The sequence below is a fragment of the Burkholderia sp. KJ006 genome, from assembly GCF_000262695.1.
Taxonomy (GTDB): domain Bacteria; phylum Pseudomonadota; class Gammaproteobacteria; order Burkholderiales; family Burkholderiaceae; genus Burkholderia; species Burkholderia vietnamiensis.
Genome location: NC_017920.1, coordinates 1,760,311 through 1,778,214, shown reverse-complemented (window position 1 = coordinate 1,778,214; position 17,904 = coordinate 1,760,311). Strand labels below are relative to the sequence as shown.

Genomic DNA, 17,904 nt, shown 5'->3' with positions numbered 1-17,904 from the left:
CTTAGGATTGCGGTTTCTCGACGATCACGCGGCGGTTGTCGCGCGCGATCACGCGCATCGGCACGCCTTGCCGGGCGAGCGCGTCGTACTGGTCGGGCGGCATGATCGCGAGCGCGTGGGTTTCCTGTTTCCAGCGTTCGATCCACTGGCCGACGGTCGGGATCCATTTGTCCGGTTCGACCGAAATGCCGAAGCCGAGCTCGTCCTTGCGCTGGACCATGATCGTCGTGTGGCCGACGTAGAACGGGAACGTGTGATCGAGCATCTCGATCGAGTAGAACGGCGTGTCCGGCGGCAGCTTCGCGAGTTCGGCGCGCACGGCCGGCGCGAGCAGCGCACCCGAGCTGTAGCGGCCGAATTCGTCGTGACCGGTGCCGCCGATCGTGCCGAACGCGAGCCACGCGGCGCCGAACGCGGTGATCGCGGCGGCCACGCCGGCGCGCCGGTTCAGCCACGCGGCGGCGAGCGTCAGCGCGGCGGCCACCGCGAGGCCCGCGTACAGCCACATCTGGAAGGCGCGGTACAGTGCGTTCGGCGTGCGTGCGTCGCCCTGGTACGCGAGCGCGATGATCCCGAACGCCGCGGCGACCAGGAACACGAGGTAGCCGAGCAGGTGCCGGCGGAACCGCTCGGCGCTCATCAGCGGCAGGTAGGCGCCGATGATCAGCGCGAGCGACGGTGCGATCGGCAGCACGTACGAGATCAGCTTCGAATGCGAGGCGCTGAAGAACAGGAAGATGAACGCGCTCCAGACCAGCAGCACGAGCATCGGCGAGAAGCCGTTCGGCTGGCGCGGCATGCGCAGCGCGTGGCGGATGCTCTGCCAGGCGACCGACAGCCACGGCAGGAACCCGACGAGCAGCACCGGCACGAAGTAGTAGAACGGCCCCGGGCGGTTCTGCTCGGGCGTCAGGTAGCGGCGGAACTGCTGGACGACGAAGAAGAAGTTGAAGAACTCGGGGTTGCGCTGCTGGACCAGCACGAACCACGGCGTGACGATCGCGAAGAAGATCACGAGGCCGCTCACCAGGTACAGCCGCTTCCACAGCGCCCAGTCGCGGGCGATCAGCGTATACAGCACCAGCACCGCGCCGGGCAGGATCAGGCCGACGAGCCCCTTGGACAGCACCGCGAACGCCATCGCGGCCCAGCAGACCCACATCCAGCCGCGCACCGAGCCGGCGCGCAGGCCCGGCCGCTGCGCGAGCAGCAGCGCGCACAGCGACAGCGCCATCCAGAACGCGAGCCCCATGTCGAGCGCGTTGAAGTGGCCCATCAGGTTCCAGTACGGCGAGCAGGCGAGCACGACGGCCGCGAGCAGGCCCGACAGCGGATTGAACAGGCGCGCGCCGGTGTAGCCGACCAGCAGCACGCCGGCGAAGCTGGCGAGGCCGGTGTAGAGACGCGCCTGCCATTCGCCGATGCCGAACCACGCGAACGTCAGCGCGTTCAGCCAGGTCTGCAGCGGCGGCTTCTCGAAATATTTGTAGCCGTTGTAGCGCGGCGTGATCCAGTCGCCGGTGACGAACATTTCGCGCGCCATCTCCGCGTAGCGGCCCTCGTCGCTCGGGATCAGGTGGCGCAGCCCGAGCGGCGCGAACCAGACGATCGCGAGCGCGACGAGCAGGAGGACGAGCGTGATGCGATTGAGCGGTAGCCTTGCGGGCGTATCGTTCATGGGTTTTCAGCCTGTTGGTTGTTGTATGGACCGCCGGACGGGTGGCGCCGGCGGCGGGCCGCCCGCCGGTCGGTCGGCCCGGCGGGCGAGCGGGGATCGACCCGACGCGCCGGCCCGTGTTTTACCGCATTGACGATTAACGTTCAATTAAGAGCGCGGCGGCGACTTTACGGCCCTCGGCCATCAGGATGTTGTAGGTGCGGCAGGCGGCCTGGAAATCCATCGTCTCCACGCCGATCCGCTCGGCCGTGAGCGCGGCCACCAGGCGCGGGTGCGGAAAGCGCAGCCGGGCGCCGCTGCCGAAGATCACCAGCTCGGGCGCGGGCTCGAGCAGCATCGCGAAATGCTCGGGCGCGAGTGCGTCGAACGACGCCACGGGCCAGTCGCGCACCGGCGCGCCGGGCAATACGATGACGCTGCCCTCGTGGCGTTGGAGGTTGACGTCGACATAATCGGGGCCGTAGCCGGTGACGGTGTTGAGCGCGCCGCTCGTGTCCTGGTGCAGTTTCAAATCGGTGTTCCGCGGTTCCGTGGAGGGAAGGTCTGGCGCGGGCCGCACGGGCCCGCGCGGCCGATTTCGCGCGGCGCGCATGCGGGACGCCCGACGGCGCGGGCCCGCAGCGGCCATGGTGCATTGCGAAAGTCGGCCAAAATCCGCTAAATTATAACTTTTTGGTCGCCCCCGGGCGCCACTTGCGTCGAGCGTCGCCACAAGCTGCGTCCAGCCGCCCGCTTTTTCCCAGTCTAGACAGCGCGCACAGACCGGCCGCTTTCCAGTTTTGATCCCGTCCCCTCGGCCGCAAGGCCAACCCAGGAACCGTGTCGTCGTGAAACCGATTCAGAAGTCGAACAAGCTGCTCAACGTCTGCTACGACATCCGTGGCCCGGTGCTCGAGCACGCGAAGCGCCTCGAGGAAGAAGGCCACCGTATCATCAAGCTGAACATCGGCAACCTCGCGCCGTTCGGTTTCGACGCGCCGGACGAGATCATCCAGGACATGATCCGCAACCTTCCCGCGTCGTCGGGCTATTCGGATTCGAAGGGCGTGTTCTCGGCGCGCAAGGCCGTGATGCACTACACGCAGCAAAAGGGCGTGGTCGGCGTGGGCCTCGACGACATCTACATCGGCAACGGCGCATCCGAGCTGATCGTGATGGCGACCCAGGCGTTGCTGAACGACGGCGACGAGGTGCTGCTGCCGGCGCCCGACTACCCGCTGTGGACGGCCGCCGTGAGCCTGTCGGGCGGCACGCCCGTGCACTACGTGTGCGACGAGCAGAACGCGTGGATGCCCGACCCCGACGACATCCGTCGCAAGATCACGCCGAACACCAAGGCGCTCGTCGTCATCAACCCGAACAACCCGACCGGCGCGCTGTATTCCGACGAATTGCTGCTCGAGCTGCTCGAGATCGCGCGTCAGCACGGGCTGATCGTGTTCGCCGACGAGGTCTACGACAAGATCGTCTACGACGGCCTCGAACACACGGCGCTCGGCTCGCTGTCGGAGGACGTGATCACCGTCACGTTCAACAGCCTGTCGAAAAGCTATCGCTCGTGCGGCTACCGCGCGGGCTGGATGTCCGTGTCGGGCCTCGGCGGCGACAACCGCCGGCGCGCGAACGACTATCTGGAGGGGCTCGGCATCCTGTCGTCGATGCGGCTGTGCGCGAACGTGCCGGGGCAGTTCGCGATCCAGACCGCGCTCGGCGGCTACCAGAGCATCAACGAGCTGATCGTGCCGAGCGGGCGCCTGTACAAGCAGCGCGAACTCGCGTACGACATGCTCACGTCGATTCCGGGCGTGACCTGCGTGAAGCCGCAGGCCGCGCTGTACATGTTCCCGCGGCTCGATCCGAAGCTGTATCCGATCCAGAACGATCAGCAGTTCATCCTCGACCTGTTGCTCGAGGAGCGCGTGCTGCTCGTGCAGGGGACGGGCTTCAACTGGGCGCAGCCGGATCACTTCCGCGTGGTTTTCCTGCCGAACCTCGACGATCTGGCCGATTCGATCAGCCGGATCGCGCGCTTCCTCGACGGCTACCGCAAGCGCCATTCGGTCTGAGCGGGCCGGGTTTTCGCGCATTCATTCATTCTTACTAGCGAATCACAAGCAGCATGGAACCGATCAAAGTTGGCCTGTTGGGCTTCGGCACCGTCGGCAGCGGCACCTTCACGGTGCTGCACCGCAATCAGGAAGAAATCAAACGGCGCGCGGGGCGCGGCATCGAGATCGCGCGCATTGCGGTGCGCAACCCCGCCAAGGCGCAGGCCGCGCTCGGCGCTGACGCCGGCGTCGTCGAGGTCACCGACGACTTCAACGCGGTCGTCGACGATCCGTCGATCTCGATCATCGCCGAGATGATCGGCGGCACCGGCATCGCGCGCGAGCTCGTGCTGCGCGCGATCGCCAACGGCAAGCACGTCGTGACCGCCAACAAGGCGCTGCTCGCGGTGCACGGCACCGAGATCTTCGAGGCCGCGCGCGAAAAGGGCGTGATGGTCGCGTTCGAGGCGGCCGTCGCGGGCGGCATCCCGATCATCAAGGCGCTGCGCGAAGGCCTGACCGCCAACCGCATCCAGTACATCGCCGGCATCATCAACGGCACGACCAACTACATCCTGTCGGAGATGCGCGACCGCGGCCTCGATTTCGCGACCGCGCTGAAGGCCGCGCAGGCGCTCGGCTACGCGGAAGCCGATCCGACCTTCGACATCGAAGGCGTCGACGCCGCGCACAAGGCGACCATCATGAGCGCAATCGCGTTCGGCGTGCCGGTCCAGTTCGACCGCGCTTACGTCGAAGGCATCAGCAAGCTCGACGCGACCGACATCCGCTATGCGGAAGAGCTCGGCTACCGGATCAAGCTGCTCGGCATCGCGCGCCGCGCCGAAGACGGCATCGAGCTGCGCGTGCATCCGACGCTGATTCCCGAGAAGCGCCTGCTCGCCAACGTCGAAGGCGCGATGAACGCGGTCGTCGTGCACGGCGACGCGGTCGGCACGACGCTCTACTACGGCAAGGGCGCCGGCGCGGAGCCGACCGCCTCGGCCGTCGTCGCGGATCTCGTCGACGTCACGCGCCTGCATACGGCCGACCCGGAACACCGCGTGCCGCATCTCGCATTCCAGCCCGACAGCCTGTCGAACACGCCGATCCTGCCGATCGACGAAGTGACGAGCGGCTACTACCTGCGCCTGCGCGTGGCCGACGAGACGGGCGTGCTCGCCGACATCACGCGCATCCTGGCCGACGCCGGCATCTCGATCGACGCGCTGCTGCAGAAGGAATCGGAGCAGGTCGACGACGCGAACGGCGAAACCGACATCATCCTGATCACGCACGAAACGCGCGAAAAGCACGTGAACGCGGCGATCGCGCGAATCGAAAGCCTCTCGACGGTGGTGTCGAAGGTGACGAAGCTGCGCATGGAAGCGCTGAACTGAGGACGCGGAACGACATGAACTACATCTCCACGCGCGGCGCCGGCATCGGCGAGCGCCACACGTTTTCCGACATCCTGCTCGGCGGCCTCGCGAAGGACGGCGGGCTGTACCTGCCGAGCGAGTATCCGCAGGTGTCGGCAGACGAGCTCGCGCGCTGGCGCACGCTGCCGTATGCGGATCTCGCGTTCGAGATCCTCACGAAATTCTGCGACGACGTGCCCGCCGACGACCTGCGTGCGATCACGCGCCGCACCTACACGGCCGCCGTCTACAGCAACACGCGCCACGGCGAGAACGCGTGCGACATCACGCCGCTGAAGCCGCTCGGCACCGAGCAGGGCACGGCGCTGTCGCTGCTCGAGCTGTCGAACGGCCCGACGCTCGCGTTCAAGGACATGGCGATGCAGCTGCTCGGCAACCTGTTCGAGTACACGCTCGCGAAGCACGGCGAAGCGCTGAACATTCTCGGCGCGACGTCGGGCGATACGGGCAGCGCGGCCGAATACGCGATGCGCGGCAAGGCCGGCGTGCGCGTGTTCATGCTGTCGCCGCACCGCAAGATGAGCGCGTTCCAGACCGCGCAGATGTTCAGCCTGCAGGATCCGAACATCTTCAACCTCGCGGTCGAGGGCGTGTTCGACGACTGCCAGGACATCGTGAAGGCCGTGTCGAACGATCACGCGTTCAAGGCCCGGCACAAGATCGGCACGGTCAACTCGATCAACTGGGCGCGCGTCGTCGCGCAGGTCGTCTATTACTTCAAGGGCTATTTCGCGGCCACCCGGTCCAACGACGAGCGCGTCTCGTTCACGGTGCCGTCGGGCAACTTCGGCAACGTCTGCGCCGGCCACATCGCGCGCATGATGGGGCTGCCGATCGCGAAGCTGGTCGTCGCGACCAACGAGAACGACGTGCTCGACGAGTTCTTCCGCACCGGCGTCTACCGCGTGCGCAGCGCGCAGAACACCTATCACACGAGCAGCCCGAGCATGGACATCTCGAAGGCGTCGAACTTCGAGCGCTTCGTGTTCGACCTGCTCGGTCGCGATCCGGCGCGCGTGATGCAGCTGTTCCGCGACGTCGACGAGAAGGGCGGCTTCGATCTCGCGGCGAGCGGCGATTTCGCGCGCGTCGCGCAGTTCGGCTTCGTGTCCGGCCGCAGCAGCCATGCGGACCGCATCGCGACGATCCGCGACGTGTTCGCCCGTTACGACACGATGATCGACACCCATACGGCCGACGGCGTGAAGGTCGCGCGCGAGCACCTCGACGCCGGCGTGCCGATGGTCGTGCTCGAGACGGCGCAGCCGATCAAGTTCGGCGAGACGATCCGCGAAGCGCTCGAGCGCGAGGCCGAACGGCCGGCCGCGTTCGACGGGCTCGAAGCGCTGCCGCAACGCTTCGACGTCGTGAAGGCCGACGCGCAGCAGGTGAAGGACTTCATCGCCGCGCACACGGACGCGTAACGCGGCGCCGGGCCGCCCGCGCGGGCGGCCGGCGGCGCACTACGGCCGGAATGTCGATTCGTCGTACGGATCGGGATTCCGGCCGTTTTGCTTGGCTGCGGCATTTGCGCGATGGGCGCGGGCGCCGGCTGCCGTTTGCCGTCGTCAGCCGGCGCGAAGCCGTGCGTGCGCGCGCCTGCCGGTCGCGGCAATCGCCGTGTGCGCATGTCGGCCATACCGCGCGCGGCTGCAGCAGCGTCGCTACAATGGCGTATTGAATTCCAACGATCTCCGCTTCCATCGATGTCGAACCCGAATCCCGCGGCGCCGCGCGCGCCGATGCTGTCGACCGCCGAGGCGCTCGCCGCGCTGCTCGATGCCGCGAAGCCGCTGCCCGGCGTCGAAACCGTCGCGACGCTCGACGCGCTCGGCCGCGTGCTGGCGGCCGACGTGATCTCGCCGCTCGACGTGCCGCCGATGCATACGAGCGCGATGGACGGCTATGCGGTGCGCGTCGCTGATCTGCTGCATGGCGAGCGCCGCTTGCCGGTGTCGCAGCGGATCCCGGCCGGCCATCCGGCCGCGCCGCTCGTGGCCGGCACGGCCGCGCGCATCTTCACCGGCGCGACGGTGCCGGCCGGCGCCGATGCCGTCGTGATGCAGGAGCAGACGTCGGCCGACGGCGACGCGGTCGAGATCCTGCACACGCCGAAGGCCGGCGAATGGATCACCGCGCAGGGCGCCGACATCCGCCAGGGCTCGGTGATCCTGCCGGCCGGCACGCGGCTCACGCCGCAGGCGCTCGGGCTCGCCGCATCGGTCGGCTGCGCGCAGTTGCCGGTGGTTCGCCGGATTCGCGTCGCGGTGTTCTTCACCGGCGACGAACTGACGATACCCGGCGAGCCGCTGAAGCCCGGCGCGATCTACAACTCCAACCGCTTCACGCTGCGCGGGCTGCTGGAGCGGCTCGGCTGCCACGTGACGGACTACGGGATCGTGCCCGACTCGCTGGCCGCAACCCGCGACACGCTGCGCGAGGCCGCGCGCGATCACGACGTGATCCTGACGAGCGGCGGCGTATCGGTCGGCGACGAGGATCACGTGAAGCCCGCCGTCGAAGCGGAGGGGCGGCTCGCGCTGTGGCAGATCGCGATGAAGCCCGGCAAGCCGCTCGCGTTCGGCGCGGTGCGCCGCGGCGACGCATGCGCGGACGCGCATTTCATCGGGCTGCCGGGCAACCCCGTGTCGAGCTTCGTCACGTTCCTGCTGTTCGTCCGGCCGTTCCTGCTGCGCCTGTCGGGCGTACGTGACGTCGCGCCGCGCGCGCTGTCGTTGCGCGCCGACTTCTCGCAGCACAAGGGCGACCGGCGCAACGAATTCCTGCGTGCGCGCGTGAACGCGGCCGGCGGCCTCGATCTGTTCCCGAACCAGAGCTCGGCGGTGCTGACCTCGACGGTCTGGGGCGACGGCCTGATCGACAATCCGCCGCAGCACGCCATCAGCGCGGGCGAGACCGTGCGTTTCATTCCGTTTTCCGAACTGCTGTCGTAAGCGACGGTTTTCCGACCTATGAAGATTCAGCTGAAATTCTTTGCAAGCGTGCGCGAGGCACTGGGCGTGTCCGACGAGCAGGCCGACGTGCCCGACGGCGTGACGACCGTCGGCGACGTGCGCGCGTGGCTGCGCCTGCGCGGCGGCGCGTGGGCCGAGACGCTCGCCGAAGGGCGTGCGTTGCGGATGGCCTGCAATCACGAGATGACCGACCCGGAAACGCGGCTCACCGACGGGTGTGAAGTCGCGTTTTTCCCGCCGGTGACCGGCGGTTGACCGAGCACATGACCGGCGTCGGCGCTGCCGTGCACGCGCCGGCCGACAGGAACAGACGATGCCGACAGTACGAATCCAGACCGCCGATTTCGACCTGAATGCCGAGGTCGCGGCATTGCGCGCGCGCAATCCGCGGATCGGCGCCGTCGCGTGCTTCGTCGGCACGGTGCGCGACCTGAACGAAGGCGATGCGGTCGCCGCGCTGGAGCTCGAGCACTATCCGGGCATGACCGAGAAGGCGCTCGAGAAGATCGCCGCCGAAGCCGGCCGGCGCTGGCCGGGGATCGACGTCGCGATCGTGCACCGGGTCGGCCGGCTGCTGCCGCTCGACCAGATCGTGATGGTCGCGACCGTCGCGGCGCATCGCGGCGATGCGTTCGCGTCGTGCGAATTCGTGATGGATTACCTGAAGACCGAGGCGCCGTTCTGGAAGAAGGAAACGACGCCGGACGGCGAGCGCTGGGTCGATGCGCGCAGCACCGACGACGCGGCGCTCGCGCGCTGGGGAATCGAGTCGGGCAACCGGCCGCGCTGAGCGGTGCGTACGAGCCCCGCGACGATCCGCCGCAGGCGCGCGCATGGGCATGGCGGGCATCAGGCGTCGGGGCCGGCTTCGGGCTCGCTGCCGCGCCCGATGATCTTCGCCGGGAACGGCTCGCCGCGCGCGCGCGACGGCAGCGCGTGCCCATCGTCGTCCGCGTCGCGGCGGCGCGGCGCGATCGCATCGAGCAGCGCCTGCTGCTCGGCCGGAATCCGATAATCCCACCCGAAGCGGCTCAGCTGCAGGCTCTGCGCGATTCTGAGCGCCGGCTCCATGAAGCGCACGGCCGCCGCCGGCGTGTAGCGCGCTTCGACCGTCTTCAGGAACAGCGACAGCCAGCGGCTGAAGTGCGCGGGCTCGATCCCGTCGAGCGGCTGATGCGCTTGCTGCACGTTGCCGCGATAGCCCCTGGTGCCGAGCACGAGGCTCGACCAGAAGCTGACCATTTTCGGCAGATGCGTGTCCCAGCGCCCGTCCAGCTTTGCATCGAACACCGGCCCGAGCAGCGGATCGGCGCGCACGCGATCGTAGAACGCGTACACGAGGTCGCGGATGTTGGCTTCGGTCGGTTCGGCGTCGCGGATGCGGGCCGGCGCGGTGTCGGACGAGGCGGGCAGGGAGGTCATGACGAAAAAGGGCCGGGAAAGTCGGGGCGTTGGCGGTGCGGCTGCGCGCTTCAGGCGCAGGACGCGCGCACGATTTTGACGCAAAATAGCGTCGACCAAGGCCGTAAAAATGCGCAGATGTAATGCATCTTATTGCGCGCCGGCCATTCCGGCAACCGTATCGCGTCGCGCGATCGCGCCCGCCGCCCGGCGAGCGTTCCGATTGATGCAGCGTGCATAATCGGGCCCGATCGACATTTTTGCGTACCGCTCATGAGACTCACCGACTACACCGACTACGCGCTGCGCGTGATGCTGTACCTTGCCGTGCGCGGCGACGGGCTCGCGACGATCCAGGAGATTTCGGATGCCTACGGCGTCTCGAAGAATCATTTGATGAAGGTCGTCCAGCAGCTCGGCGAGCTCGGCTGGGTCGATACCGTGCGCGGGCGCAACGGCGGCTTGCGGCTGTTTCCCGCGTCGCTGAAGCTGACGATCGGCCAGGTCGTGCGCGCCACCGAGAACGATTTCGCGCTGGTCGGCTGCTTTTCGCCGGACGGCGGCGAGTCGCGCGGCTGCGTGATTCAGCCGCAGTGTCAGCTCAAGGGCGTGCTGGCGGCGGCGCGCGACGCGTTCTTCGCCGAGCTCGACCGCCATACGATCGGCGAACTGTCCGTGCCCGCGTCGCCGCTCGTCGCACTGCTCGGGATTCGCCCGGCCGCGCCCGCGCGTGGCGATGCATCGCCGGACGCCGCACCGGACGCCGCTTTGCCGACCAAGGCCGATTGAGGTCTGCCGCGCCTGCCGCCAGGCGCCCGCGGTGCCCGTGCGGGCCGCCTCCCGCCGCCCGGCAACTGTTGAGTTGAATCAACCGGATTTTCGCTTGAAACCCGTATAACGATCCTCATCTTGGTGTTAATCGAAAATTGGAGGCTTCACCCAAATGAGAATCGACAAGCTAACCACCAAGTTCCAGGAAGCGCTCGCGGACGCCCAGAGCCTCGCCGCCGGCCGCGACAATCAATACATCGAACCCGTGCACGTGCTGGCGGCGCTGGTCGCGCAGCAGGACGGCTCGGCGCGTTCGCTGATGTCGCGGGCGGGCGTACACGTGCAGGCGCTGCAAGGCGCGCTCAATGAAGCGATCGCGCGCCTGCCGCAGGTGACGGGCACCGGCGGCGACATCCAGATCGGCCGTGAACTGGCCGGGCTGCTGAACCAGGCCGACAAGGAAGCGCAGAAGCTGAACGACACGTTCATCGCGAGCGAGATGTTCCTGCTCGCCGTCTCCGACGACAAGGGCGAAGCCGGCAAGCTCGCGCGCAAGCACGGCCTCACGCGCAAGGCGCTCGAAGCCGCGATCGCCGCGGTGCGCGGCGGCTCGCAGGTGCACAGCCAGGACGCGGAAAGCCAGCGCGAGGCGCTGAAGAAATACACGGTCGACCTGACCGAGCGCGCGCGTGCCGGCAAGCTCGATCCGGTGATCGGCCGCGACGACGAAATCCGCCGCTCGATCCAGATCCTGCAGCGCCGCACCAAGAACAACCCGGTGCTGATCGGCGAGCCGGGCGTCGGCAAGACCGCGATCGTCGAAGGACTCGCGCAACGGATCGTCAACGGCGAAGTGCCGGAGACGCTGAAGGGCAAGCGCGTGCTGTCGCTCGACATGGCCGCGCTGCTCGCCGGCGCGAAGTATCGCGGCGAGTTCGAAGAGCGCCTGAAGTCCGTGCTCAACGACATCGCGAAGGACGAAGGCCAGACGATCGTGTTCATCGACGAGATCCACACGATGGTCGGCGCGGGCAAGGCCGAAGGCGCGATGGATGCGGGCAACATGCTGAAGCCGGCGCTGTCGCGCGGCGAGCTGCACTGCATCGGCGCGACCACGCTCGACGAATACCGCAAGTACATCGAGAAGGACGCCGCGCTCGAACGCCGCTTCCAGAAGGTGCTGGTCGACGAGCCGAGCGTCGAGGCGACCATCGCGATCCTGCGCGGGCTGCAGGAAAAGTACGAACTGCACCACGGCGTCGACATCACCGACCCGGCGATCGTCGCGGCGGCCGAGCTGTCGCATCGGTACATCACCGACCGGTTCCTGCCGGACAAGGCGATCGACCTGATCGACGAGGCCGCGTCGAAGATCAAGATGGAAATCGATTCGAAGCCCGAAGAGATGGACAAGCTCGATCGCCGGCTGATCCAGCTGAAGATCGAACGCGAGGCCGTGAAGAAGGAGCAGGACGAGGCGTCGCAAAAGCGCCTGCAGCTGATCGAGGAGGAGATCGAGCGGCTCGGTCGCGAATACGCGGACCTCGAGGAAATCTGGACCGCCGAGAAGGCAGCGGTGCAGGGCGGCGCGCAGCTCAAGGAAGAGATCGAGAAGGTGCGCGCCGACATCGTGCGTCTGCAGCGTGAAGGCAAGCTGGAGAAGGTCGCCGAACTGCAGTACGGCAGGCTGCCGCAGCTCGAGTCGCAACTGAAGCAGGTCACGCAGGCCGAAGCGCAGGAGCAGCACGCGCCGACGCGTCCGCGTCTGCTGCGCACGCAGGTCGGCGCGGAAGAAATCGCGGAGGTCGTGTCGCGTGCCACCGGGATTCCGGTGTCGCGGATGATGCAGGGCGAACGCGAGAAGCTGCTGCACATCGAGGAAAAGCTGCACGAGCGCGTGGTCGGCCAGGACGAGGCGATCAGCGCGGTGGCCGATGCGATCCGCCGCTCGCGCGCGGGGCTCGCCGATCCGAACCGTCCGTACGGCTCGTTCCTGTTCCTCGGGCCGACCGGCGTGGGCAAGACCGAGCTGTGCAAGGCGCTGGCGTCGTTCCTGTTCGACTCGGAAGAGCACCTGATCCGGATCGACATGAGCGAGTTCATGGAGAAGCACAGCGTCGCCCGCCTGATCGGCGCGCCGCCGGGCTATGTCGGCTACGAGGAAGGCGGCTACCTGACGGAAGCCGTGCGCCGCAAGCCGTACAGCGTGATCCTGCTCGACGAGATCGAGAAGGCGCATCCGGACGTGTTCAACGTGCTGCTGCAGGTGCTCGACGACGGCCGCATGACCGACGGGCAGGGCCGCACGGTCGACTTCAAGAACACGGTGATCGTGATGACGTCGAACCTCGGCTCGCAGGTGATCCAGTCGCTGACCGGCTCGCCGCAGGAAGAGATCAAGGACGCGGTGTGGATCGAGGTGAAGCAGCACTTCCGCCCCGAGTTCCTGAACCGGATCGACGACGTCGTCGTGTTCCATGCGCTCGATCGCAGCAACATCGAATCGATCGCGAAGATCCAGCTCGCCCGCCTGCACGACCGGCTCGCGAAGCTCGACATGGCGCTCGACGTGTCGCCGGCGGCGCTCGAGCAGATCGGCAAGGTCGGCTACGACCCGCTGTTCGGCGCGCGGCCGCTGAAGCGCGCGATCCAGCAGGAGATCGAGAACCCGGTCGCGAAGCTGATCCTCGCGGGCCGCTTCGGTCCGAAGGACGTGATCCCGGTCGACGTCAGCGACGGCCAGTTCGTGTTCGATCGCGTCGTGCACTGAGCGGCATCGGCCGCCCGCACGCCCGGCTCGCGCCGGGCGCGCAAAAACGAACGCCCCGCTTCGTGCGGGGCGTTTGCATATGGGCCGGCGCAACCGCCGCCGGACCGTCGGGCCGTGCGCTGCGCGCTCAGCCTTGCTTGTTGCCGCCGAACATGCCGGCGAGCTGCGTGAGCGTGCCCAGCACGTTCGACGTGTCGATCTGGCCGCCGGCCGGCACTTCGCCGTTCGGCGTCGCGCCGTTGACCACGTGCGGCAGCACCTGCGCGAGAATCGACGAGGCCTGCGACGGGTCGATGCCGACCTTGCTCGCGAGCGAGCCGACGACGTCGGAGCCGAGCACGTTCTGCAGCGTGTCGGCCGAGATCGGCTGGTTTTCGCCGGTGCCGACCCACGAGCCGATCACTTCGCCCGCGCCGCCGGCCTTGAACTTCTCGATCAGCCCGTTCAGGCCGCCCGGCTGGTTGTTGATGAATTCGAGCGCGGTCGCGATGAGCGCGCTTTGCGAGTTGCCGCCGGCCTGGCCGCCGATCAGACCGCCGACGATGTCGAGGAGACCCATGATTCTTCACCTTCACTGAAAAGGGCGCCGTACGACGGCGCCCGTTGAACGAATGCCGCGCGCACGCGGCGTATGTCAGGCGCCCGACGCCGCGGCGGCGGAGGCGGCCTTGTCCTTCTTGCTCTTCTTCTTCGAACCCTTGGTCGCTTTCGCGGACGACGCTGCGGCCGGGGCGCTCGCGCCTGCATCGGCCGACGCCGCGGCTGCTGCTGCCGCCTTGTCCTTCTTCGACGCACGCTTGCTCTTCGCCGGCTTGGCCGCCGCGTCGGACGCGCTCGCGGCGGGCGCGGTTGCGGTCGCCGGCGTGCCGGTGGTCGCGCTCGGCGACGTCGTGGCCGACGGGGCCGGAGCCGGAGCCGGAGCCGCCGACGGCGTCGCGGCCGGCTTCGACAGCTTCACGCCCTTCGGCGGCGTCGACGAGCCGCCGATCGTCAGACCGTTCTCCTCGAGATGGCCGACCGATTTCGTGCCGAGCCCCTTCACGCGGTTCGCGAGATCGTCCGCATCCTTGAACGGGCCGTTCTTCGTGCGTTCGTCGATGATCGCCTTCGACTTCACGGGCCCGAGGCCCTTCACCGCTTCGAGCGCCGCCTGGTCGGCGGTGTTGACCTCGACGGCAGCGGCCAGACCGGCGGCAAGCGACAACGACAGCGCGACGAACAGCATCAGCAGCTTCTTCAGCATGGCAGGCTCCCTGATTCGGACGGATGGATGGCGGTAGCAATCGACGGCGACGCGACACCCGCCGCGTGCCGCCGTTAAGCATAGGTCAAATGCGTGCCCTTTTTGAGACAGGCTTCCCGCATCTTGCTGAAGGCTTGCGCCGGTGTAAAGACGCAAAGCCGCGCGGCACCGTGCTTTTGACCATTCTTGACGGTGTGCGAGGGTGTGCGAGGGTGTGGGCGGGTGTGGGCGGGTGTGTGAGGCAGCGCGTGACGACGATCGGGCCTGGCCGTTCGATCGCGCTTGACTTAGAGTGAACTCTAACTCCTAACCTTGTTCCTGCCATGTCGAAAACCGTTTCCAGATCCACCGCCGCCGGCCCGCTGACGATCGGGCAAGTCGCCGAACTGACCGGCGTGTCGACGCATACGCTGCGCTATTACGAGCAGGCCGGGCTGTTGCGCGCGATTTCGCGCACGGCCGCCGGGCACCGGCTCTATGCACCGGCCGACCTGGACTGGCTCGCGTTCGTGATGCGCCTGAAGGCGACCGGCATGCCGATCGCGCAGATGCAGCAGTTCGCGGCGCTGCGGGCCGAAGGCGAGTCGACCTTCGGCGCGCGGCGGCGCTTGCTCAGTGCGCATCGCGATGCGGTGCGCGCGCACATCGCCGAGTTGCAGGCGAGCCTCGACGCGATCGGCGACAAGATCGCGTACTACGAGCAGCAGGAGCGCGAGACGGAACGACGGGCAAATCCTACTCACTTACCCTCGGAACAGGACGGACACCATGGAACGACTCGTTGACGATCGCTTTGCGCGCGGCTGGAACAAGCTGAAGGAAATCGACGGCGAAGTGGGCGAGCGCGTCATCGCGGCGCTCGCGCCGATCGCACCGGACTTCGGACGGCTGTTGGTCGAATTCGGCTTCGGCGACATCTACAGCCGGCCGCAACTCGACCTGAAGGCGCGCGAGATCGCGACGATCGCCGCGCTGGCCGCGCTCGGCAATGCGCAGCCGCAATTGAAGGTGCACATCGAGGCCGCGCTGAACGTCGGCTGCACGCGCGACGAGATCGTCGAGGTGTTCATGCAGATGGCCGTCTATGCGGGCTTTCCGGCAGCATTGAACGCACTGTTCGCCGCGCACGAGGTGTTCACGCGGCGCGTCGACGCGGCCGGCGCCGACGCCCGCACGGAAGCGGCCGTGGCGCACTGCGGGTGAAGCGAAGCGCGCGTCGGCGGGCGGACGCGCCGACGGATCAGATCCGGTGCGGCGCGACGATCCGGTGCTTGGCGATGCGCCGGTACAGCGTCGCGCGCGAGATGCCGAGCGCGCGCGCGGCGGCGTCGGGCCGCCAGCGATGGGCGGTGAGCGCCGCGACGATGCGGCCGCGCTCGTCGTCCGGCGGCTCGCCCGCGCCGTGCGCGCCGAGCCGGGCACCGAGCTGCGCGGCGAGGTCGGCCGGCAAGTCGCGCCGCGTCACGCGCGCGCCGTCGCATACCGCGCACGCGTAGCGCAGCACGTTGCGCAGCTGGCGCACGTTGCCGGGCCACGGGTAGGCGGCGAGCTCTTCGGCGAGCGTCGCGTCGAGCGTCAGCACGTGGCCGGTGGCCTGCGCCTCCTCGGCGAACACCGCGGCGATCACGTCGCGCACGTCCGCGCGCTCGCGCAGCGGCGGCAGCGCGAACGTCGCGCCGCTCAGCCGGTAGTACAGATCCTCGCGGAACGTGCCGTCGGCGACCATGCGGGCGAGATCGCGGTGCGTCGCGCAGATCACGTCGAGATCGACGCGCACCGGCGTGTCGCTGCCGAGCGGCACGACCTCGCCGTCCGCGAGCACGCGCAGCAGGCGCGTCTGCAACGCGAGCGGCATGTCGCCGATTTCGTCGAGGAACAGCGTGCCGCCGTCGGCGAGCGCGATCTTGCCGCGCGCGCCGTGCTTGCGCGCGCCGGTGAACGCGCCGGCTGCATAGCCGAACAGTTCGCTCTCGATCAGCGCCTCCGGCAGCGCGCCGCAGTTGACCGCCACGAACGGCCGCGCGCGCCGCGCGCCGGCGTCATGCACTGCGCGCGCAAACACTTCCTTGCCCGCGCCCGTCTCGCCGAGCACGAGGATCGGCAGCCGCTTGCTCGCCACGCGCAGCGCGAGTTCGGCCTGCTGCGCGACGCGCGCGTCGCTGCTGTTCAGGAACGGCGTGAGCGCGCCGACGTGACGCTGCTCGGCGCCCGGGCGGCGCGCCGTCTTGTCGGTCTCGCGGTTCGCGCGCCGCAGCGGCGCCCGCAGCCGTGCATAGAGCGGCGCGCCGGTGGCGCGCAGCCGCAGCGCGACGATCGCATCGAGGCGCGCGGCGTCGCGCAGCGGCATCTCGGTCGCATCGAAGATCTCGTCGATATGGCGCGGCTCGTTCAGCGCCGGCAGCGCGTCGCGCGCGTGCCGGTTCGCGGCGACGATGTTGCCGCATTCGTCGAACGCGATCAGCCATTCGGGTTGCGCCTCGACGTAATGACGGTTCGGATGACCGAACAGAATCCAGTGCTGCGCGGTGCTGTGCACGAAGTAGCCGTCCTCGATCAGCGCCGCGCTCTGCCGCACGAGCTGGTACACGAGGCGCTGGCTGTCGCGGCTGTCCGGCGACTGCACGGCCGATGCGTCGAGCACGCCGATCAGCTCGCCGCCCGGCGAGAAGATCGGCGCGGCGCTGCAGGTCAGCGTGGTGAACGCGGCGCGGAAGTGGTCGGTCTTGTGCACGGTGATCGGCGCGAGATCGGTCAGCACGCTCGCGACGCCGCAGGTGCCTTCCTCGCTTTCCGACCAGCAGGTGCCGATGTGCAGCCCCGCATGACGAAAATCGTTGCGGCGGTCGCGCTCGATCCGGTAGTCGATCGTCACGCCGTGCGCGTCCGTCAGCATCACGCAATAGTCTGCAACGCGAATCATGTCGTGCAGGCGCGTGAGGCACTGGCCCGACGCGCGCAGGAACGCCTCTTCCTTGTCGCGCACCTCGCGCAGTTCGGCCGCGGTGAGCACGCGCGGGCCGATCGACGACGCAGGATCGAGCGCGTAGCGCTCGAGCGAGCGCTGCCACGACGACACCAGACGCGCGGACTCGGCCGGCGCGGGCAGGCGTCCGGCGAGCGCGCCAAGGACGCGATCGGCGTGCTGGGCCTGGGGGACGGCATAGGGCATGGTCGGCTCCGGTTCCATACGGCAGGGAATTCGACCTTCTTGTAGCACATCCGCTTGCGCGGATCACATTGCATCGCAGCACGCGGCACGCGTGAGACGTTCGTCTCAGCGCGATCTCGGCCGTCTCGCGCCGTTGAGACGCGCGGGCGGGCCGGCCGCGACGTTCGGCCGGCGCGCGCCGTGCCGCGACACGCATGGCTCGGCGGCCGAACCGCGCGATGGGCGACGTCGCCGCGGCAGCCACCCGTGCGACTCGGCCGCGTGAGACGCACGGGGCGTTTCGTGCGGCGGCGAGCCGTCGCGCCGGCCTGCGTCACCGCCCGGCAGCGGTGCCGAGCCTGTATCCGCGCGGGTTTCGCGGTCGTGGTGCGCACGATGGCACGCCGCTTGCAGATGTGATCGGCAAG

At 68.4% G+C, this 17,904-nt stretch carries 16 protein-coding genes; 10 read left to right on the top strand and 6 right to left on the bottom strand.

What is annotated here, in order from left to right; genetic code table 11:
• Position 1 precedes the first annotated feature (1 nt).
• Both MYA_RS07985 and MYA_RS07980 read right to left on the bottom strand, forming a co-directional pair.
• Positions 2–1,678 (bottom strand): glycosyltransferase family 39 protein, encoded by a 1,677-nt coding sequence (locus MYA_RS07985; RefSeq protein WP_011885009.1) that lies wholly within the window; start codon positions 1,676–1,678, stop codon positions 2–4.
• A gap of 136 nt (positions 1,679–1,814) precedes the next feature.
• Positions 1,815–2,189 carry an Mth938-like domain-containing protein gene (locus tag MYA_RS07980; RefSeq protein WP_014723124.1) on the bottom strand — a complete coding sequence of 125 codons (375 nt, stop codon included), beginning with the start codon at positions 2,187–2,189 and terminating at the stop codon, positions 1,815–1,817.
• A gap of 316 nt (positions 2,190–2,505) precedes the next feature.
• Here MYA_RS07980 and MYA_RS07975 point away from each other — a divergent pair, with 316 nt between their 5' ends.
• The 6 genes from MYA_RS07975 (at position 2,506) to MYA_RS07950 (ending at position 8,933) form a co-directional block, all read left to right on the top strand.
• The gene (locus MYA_RS07975; RefSeq protein WP_011885007.1) at positions 2,506–3,744 is read left to right on the top strand and encodes a pyridoxal phosphate-dependent aminotransferase; all 1,239 of its coding nucleotides are present in this window, start codon (positions 2,506–2,508) and stop codon (positions 3,742–3,744) included.
• A gap of 53 nt (positions 3,745–3,797) precedes the next feature.
• Entirely contained in the window at positions 3,798–5,126 is a 1,329-nt protein-coding gene (locus MYA_RS07970; protein ID WP_011885006.1) for a homoserine dehydrogenase, read from the top strand.
• 14 nt (positions 5,127–5,140) lie between these two features.
• Positions 5,141–6,592 (top strand): threonine synthase, encoded by a 1,452-nt coding sequence (gene thrC / locus MYA_RS07965; RefSeq protein WP_014723123.1) that lies wholly within the window; start codon positions 5,141–5,143, stop codon positions 6,590–6,592.
• A 282-nt stretch (positions 6,593–6,874) separates the two neighbouring features.
• A complete protein-coding gene (locus MYA_RS07960) occupies positions 6,875–8,122 on the top strand; it encodes a molybdopterin molybdotransferase MoeA (RefSeq protein ID WP_041493838.1) in 1,248 nt (415 codons plus the stop codon).
• 18 nt (positions 8,123–8,140) lie between these two features.
• Complete coding sequence (gene moaD / locus MYA_RS07955) at positions 8,141–8,398, top strand: molybdopterin converting factor subunit 1 (RefSeq protein WP_011885003.1); 258 nt, start codon at positions 8,141–8,143, stop codon at positions 8,396–8,398.
• Between the two features lie 58 nt (positions 8,399–8,456).
• A complete protein-coding gene (locus tag MYA_RS07950; protein ID WP_011885002.1) occupies positions 8,457–8,933 on the top strand; it encodes a molybdenum cofactor biosynthesis protein MoaE in 477 nt (158 codons plus the stop codon).
• A gap of 59 nt (positions 8,934–8,992) precedes the next feature.
• On the opposite strand, the gene MYA_RS07945 is transcribed toward MYA_RS07950, so the two are convergent.
• Positions 8,993–9,565 (bottom strand): group III truncated hemoglobin, encoded by a 573-nt coding sequence (locus tag MYA_RS07945; protein ID WP_014723121.1) that lies wholly within the window; start codon positions 9,563–9,565, stop codon positions 8,993–8,995.
• Positions 9,566–9,817: 252 nt separating this feature from the next.
• On the opposite strand from MYA_RS07945, the gene MYA_RS07940 reads away from it, so the two are divergent.
• Positions 9,818–10,333: an Rrf2 family transcriptional regulator gene (locus tag MYA_RS07940; RefSeq protein ID WP_014723120.1), complete on the top strand. Its 516-nt coding sequence runs from the start codon at positions 9,818–9,820 to the stop codon at positions 10,331–10,333.
• Positions 10,334–10,487: 154 nt separating this feature from the next.
• Positions 10,488–13,085 (top strand): ATP-dependent chaperone ClpB, encoded by a 2,598-nt coding sequence (gene clpB, locus MYA_RS07935; RefSeq protein ID WP_014723119.1) that lies wholly within the window; start codon positions 10,488–10,490, stop codon positions 13,083–13,085.
• A 127-nt stretch (positions 13,086–13,212) separates the two neighbouring features.
• Here clpB and MYA_RS07930 read toward each other — a convergent pair whose 3' ends face one another.
• Both MYA_RS07930 and MYA_RS07925 read right to left on the bottom strand, forming a co-directional pair.
• Positions 13,213–13,644 (bottom strand): YidB family protein, encoded by a 432-nt coding sequence (locus MYA_RS07930; protein ID WP_011884998.1) that lies wholly within the window; start codon positions 13,642–13,644, stop codon positions 13,213–13,215.
• A 75-nt stretch (positions 13,645–13,719) separates the two neighbouring features.
• Positions 13,720–14,328: a ComEA family DNA-binding protein gene (locus MYA_RS07925; RefSeq protein WP_014723118.1), complete on the bottom strand. Its 609-nt coding sequence runs from the start codon at positions 14,326–14,328 to the stop codon at positions 13,720–13,722.
• 323 nt (positions 14,329–14,651) lie between these two features.
• Here MYA_RS07925 and MYA_RS07920 point away from each other — a divergent pair, with 323 nt between their 5' ends.
• Together MYA_RS07920 and MYA_RS07915 are read left to right on the top strand one after the other, a co-directional pair.
• Positions 14,652–15,113 (top strand): MerR family transcriptional regulator, encoded by a 462-nt coding sequence (locus MYA_RS07920; protein ID WP_011884996.1) that lies wholly within the window; start codon positions 14,652–14,654, stop codon positions 15,111–15,113.
• Positions 15,097–15,531, top strand: coding sequence for a carboxymuconolactone decarboxylase family protein (locus MYA_RS07915; protein ID WP_011884995.1), 435 nt, complete (start codon positions 15,097–15,099; stop codon positions 15,529–15,531). The genes MYA_RS07920 and MYA_RS07915 overlap by 17 nt, the downstream gene beginning before the upstream one ends.
• A 37-nt stretch (positions 15,532–15,568) precedes the next feature.
• Here MYA_RS07915 and MYA_RS07910 read toward each other — a convergent pair whose 3' ends face one another.
• Positions 15,569–17,497: a sigma-54-dependent Fis family transcriptional regulator gene (locus MYA_RS07910; protein WP_041493962.1), complete on the bottom strand. Its 1,929-nt coding sequence runs from the start codon at positions 17,495–17,497 to the stop codon at positions 15,569–15,571.
• Positions 17,498–17,904 lie beyond the last annotated feature (407 nt).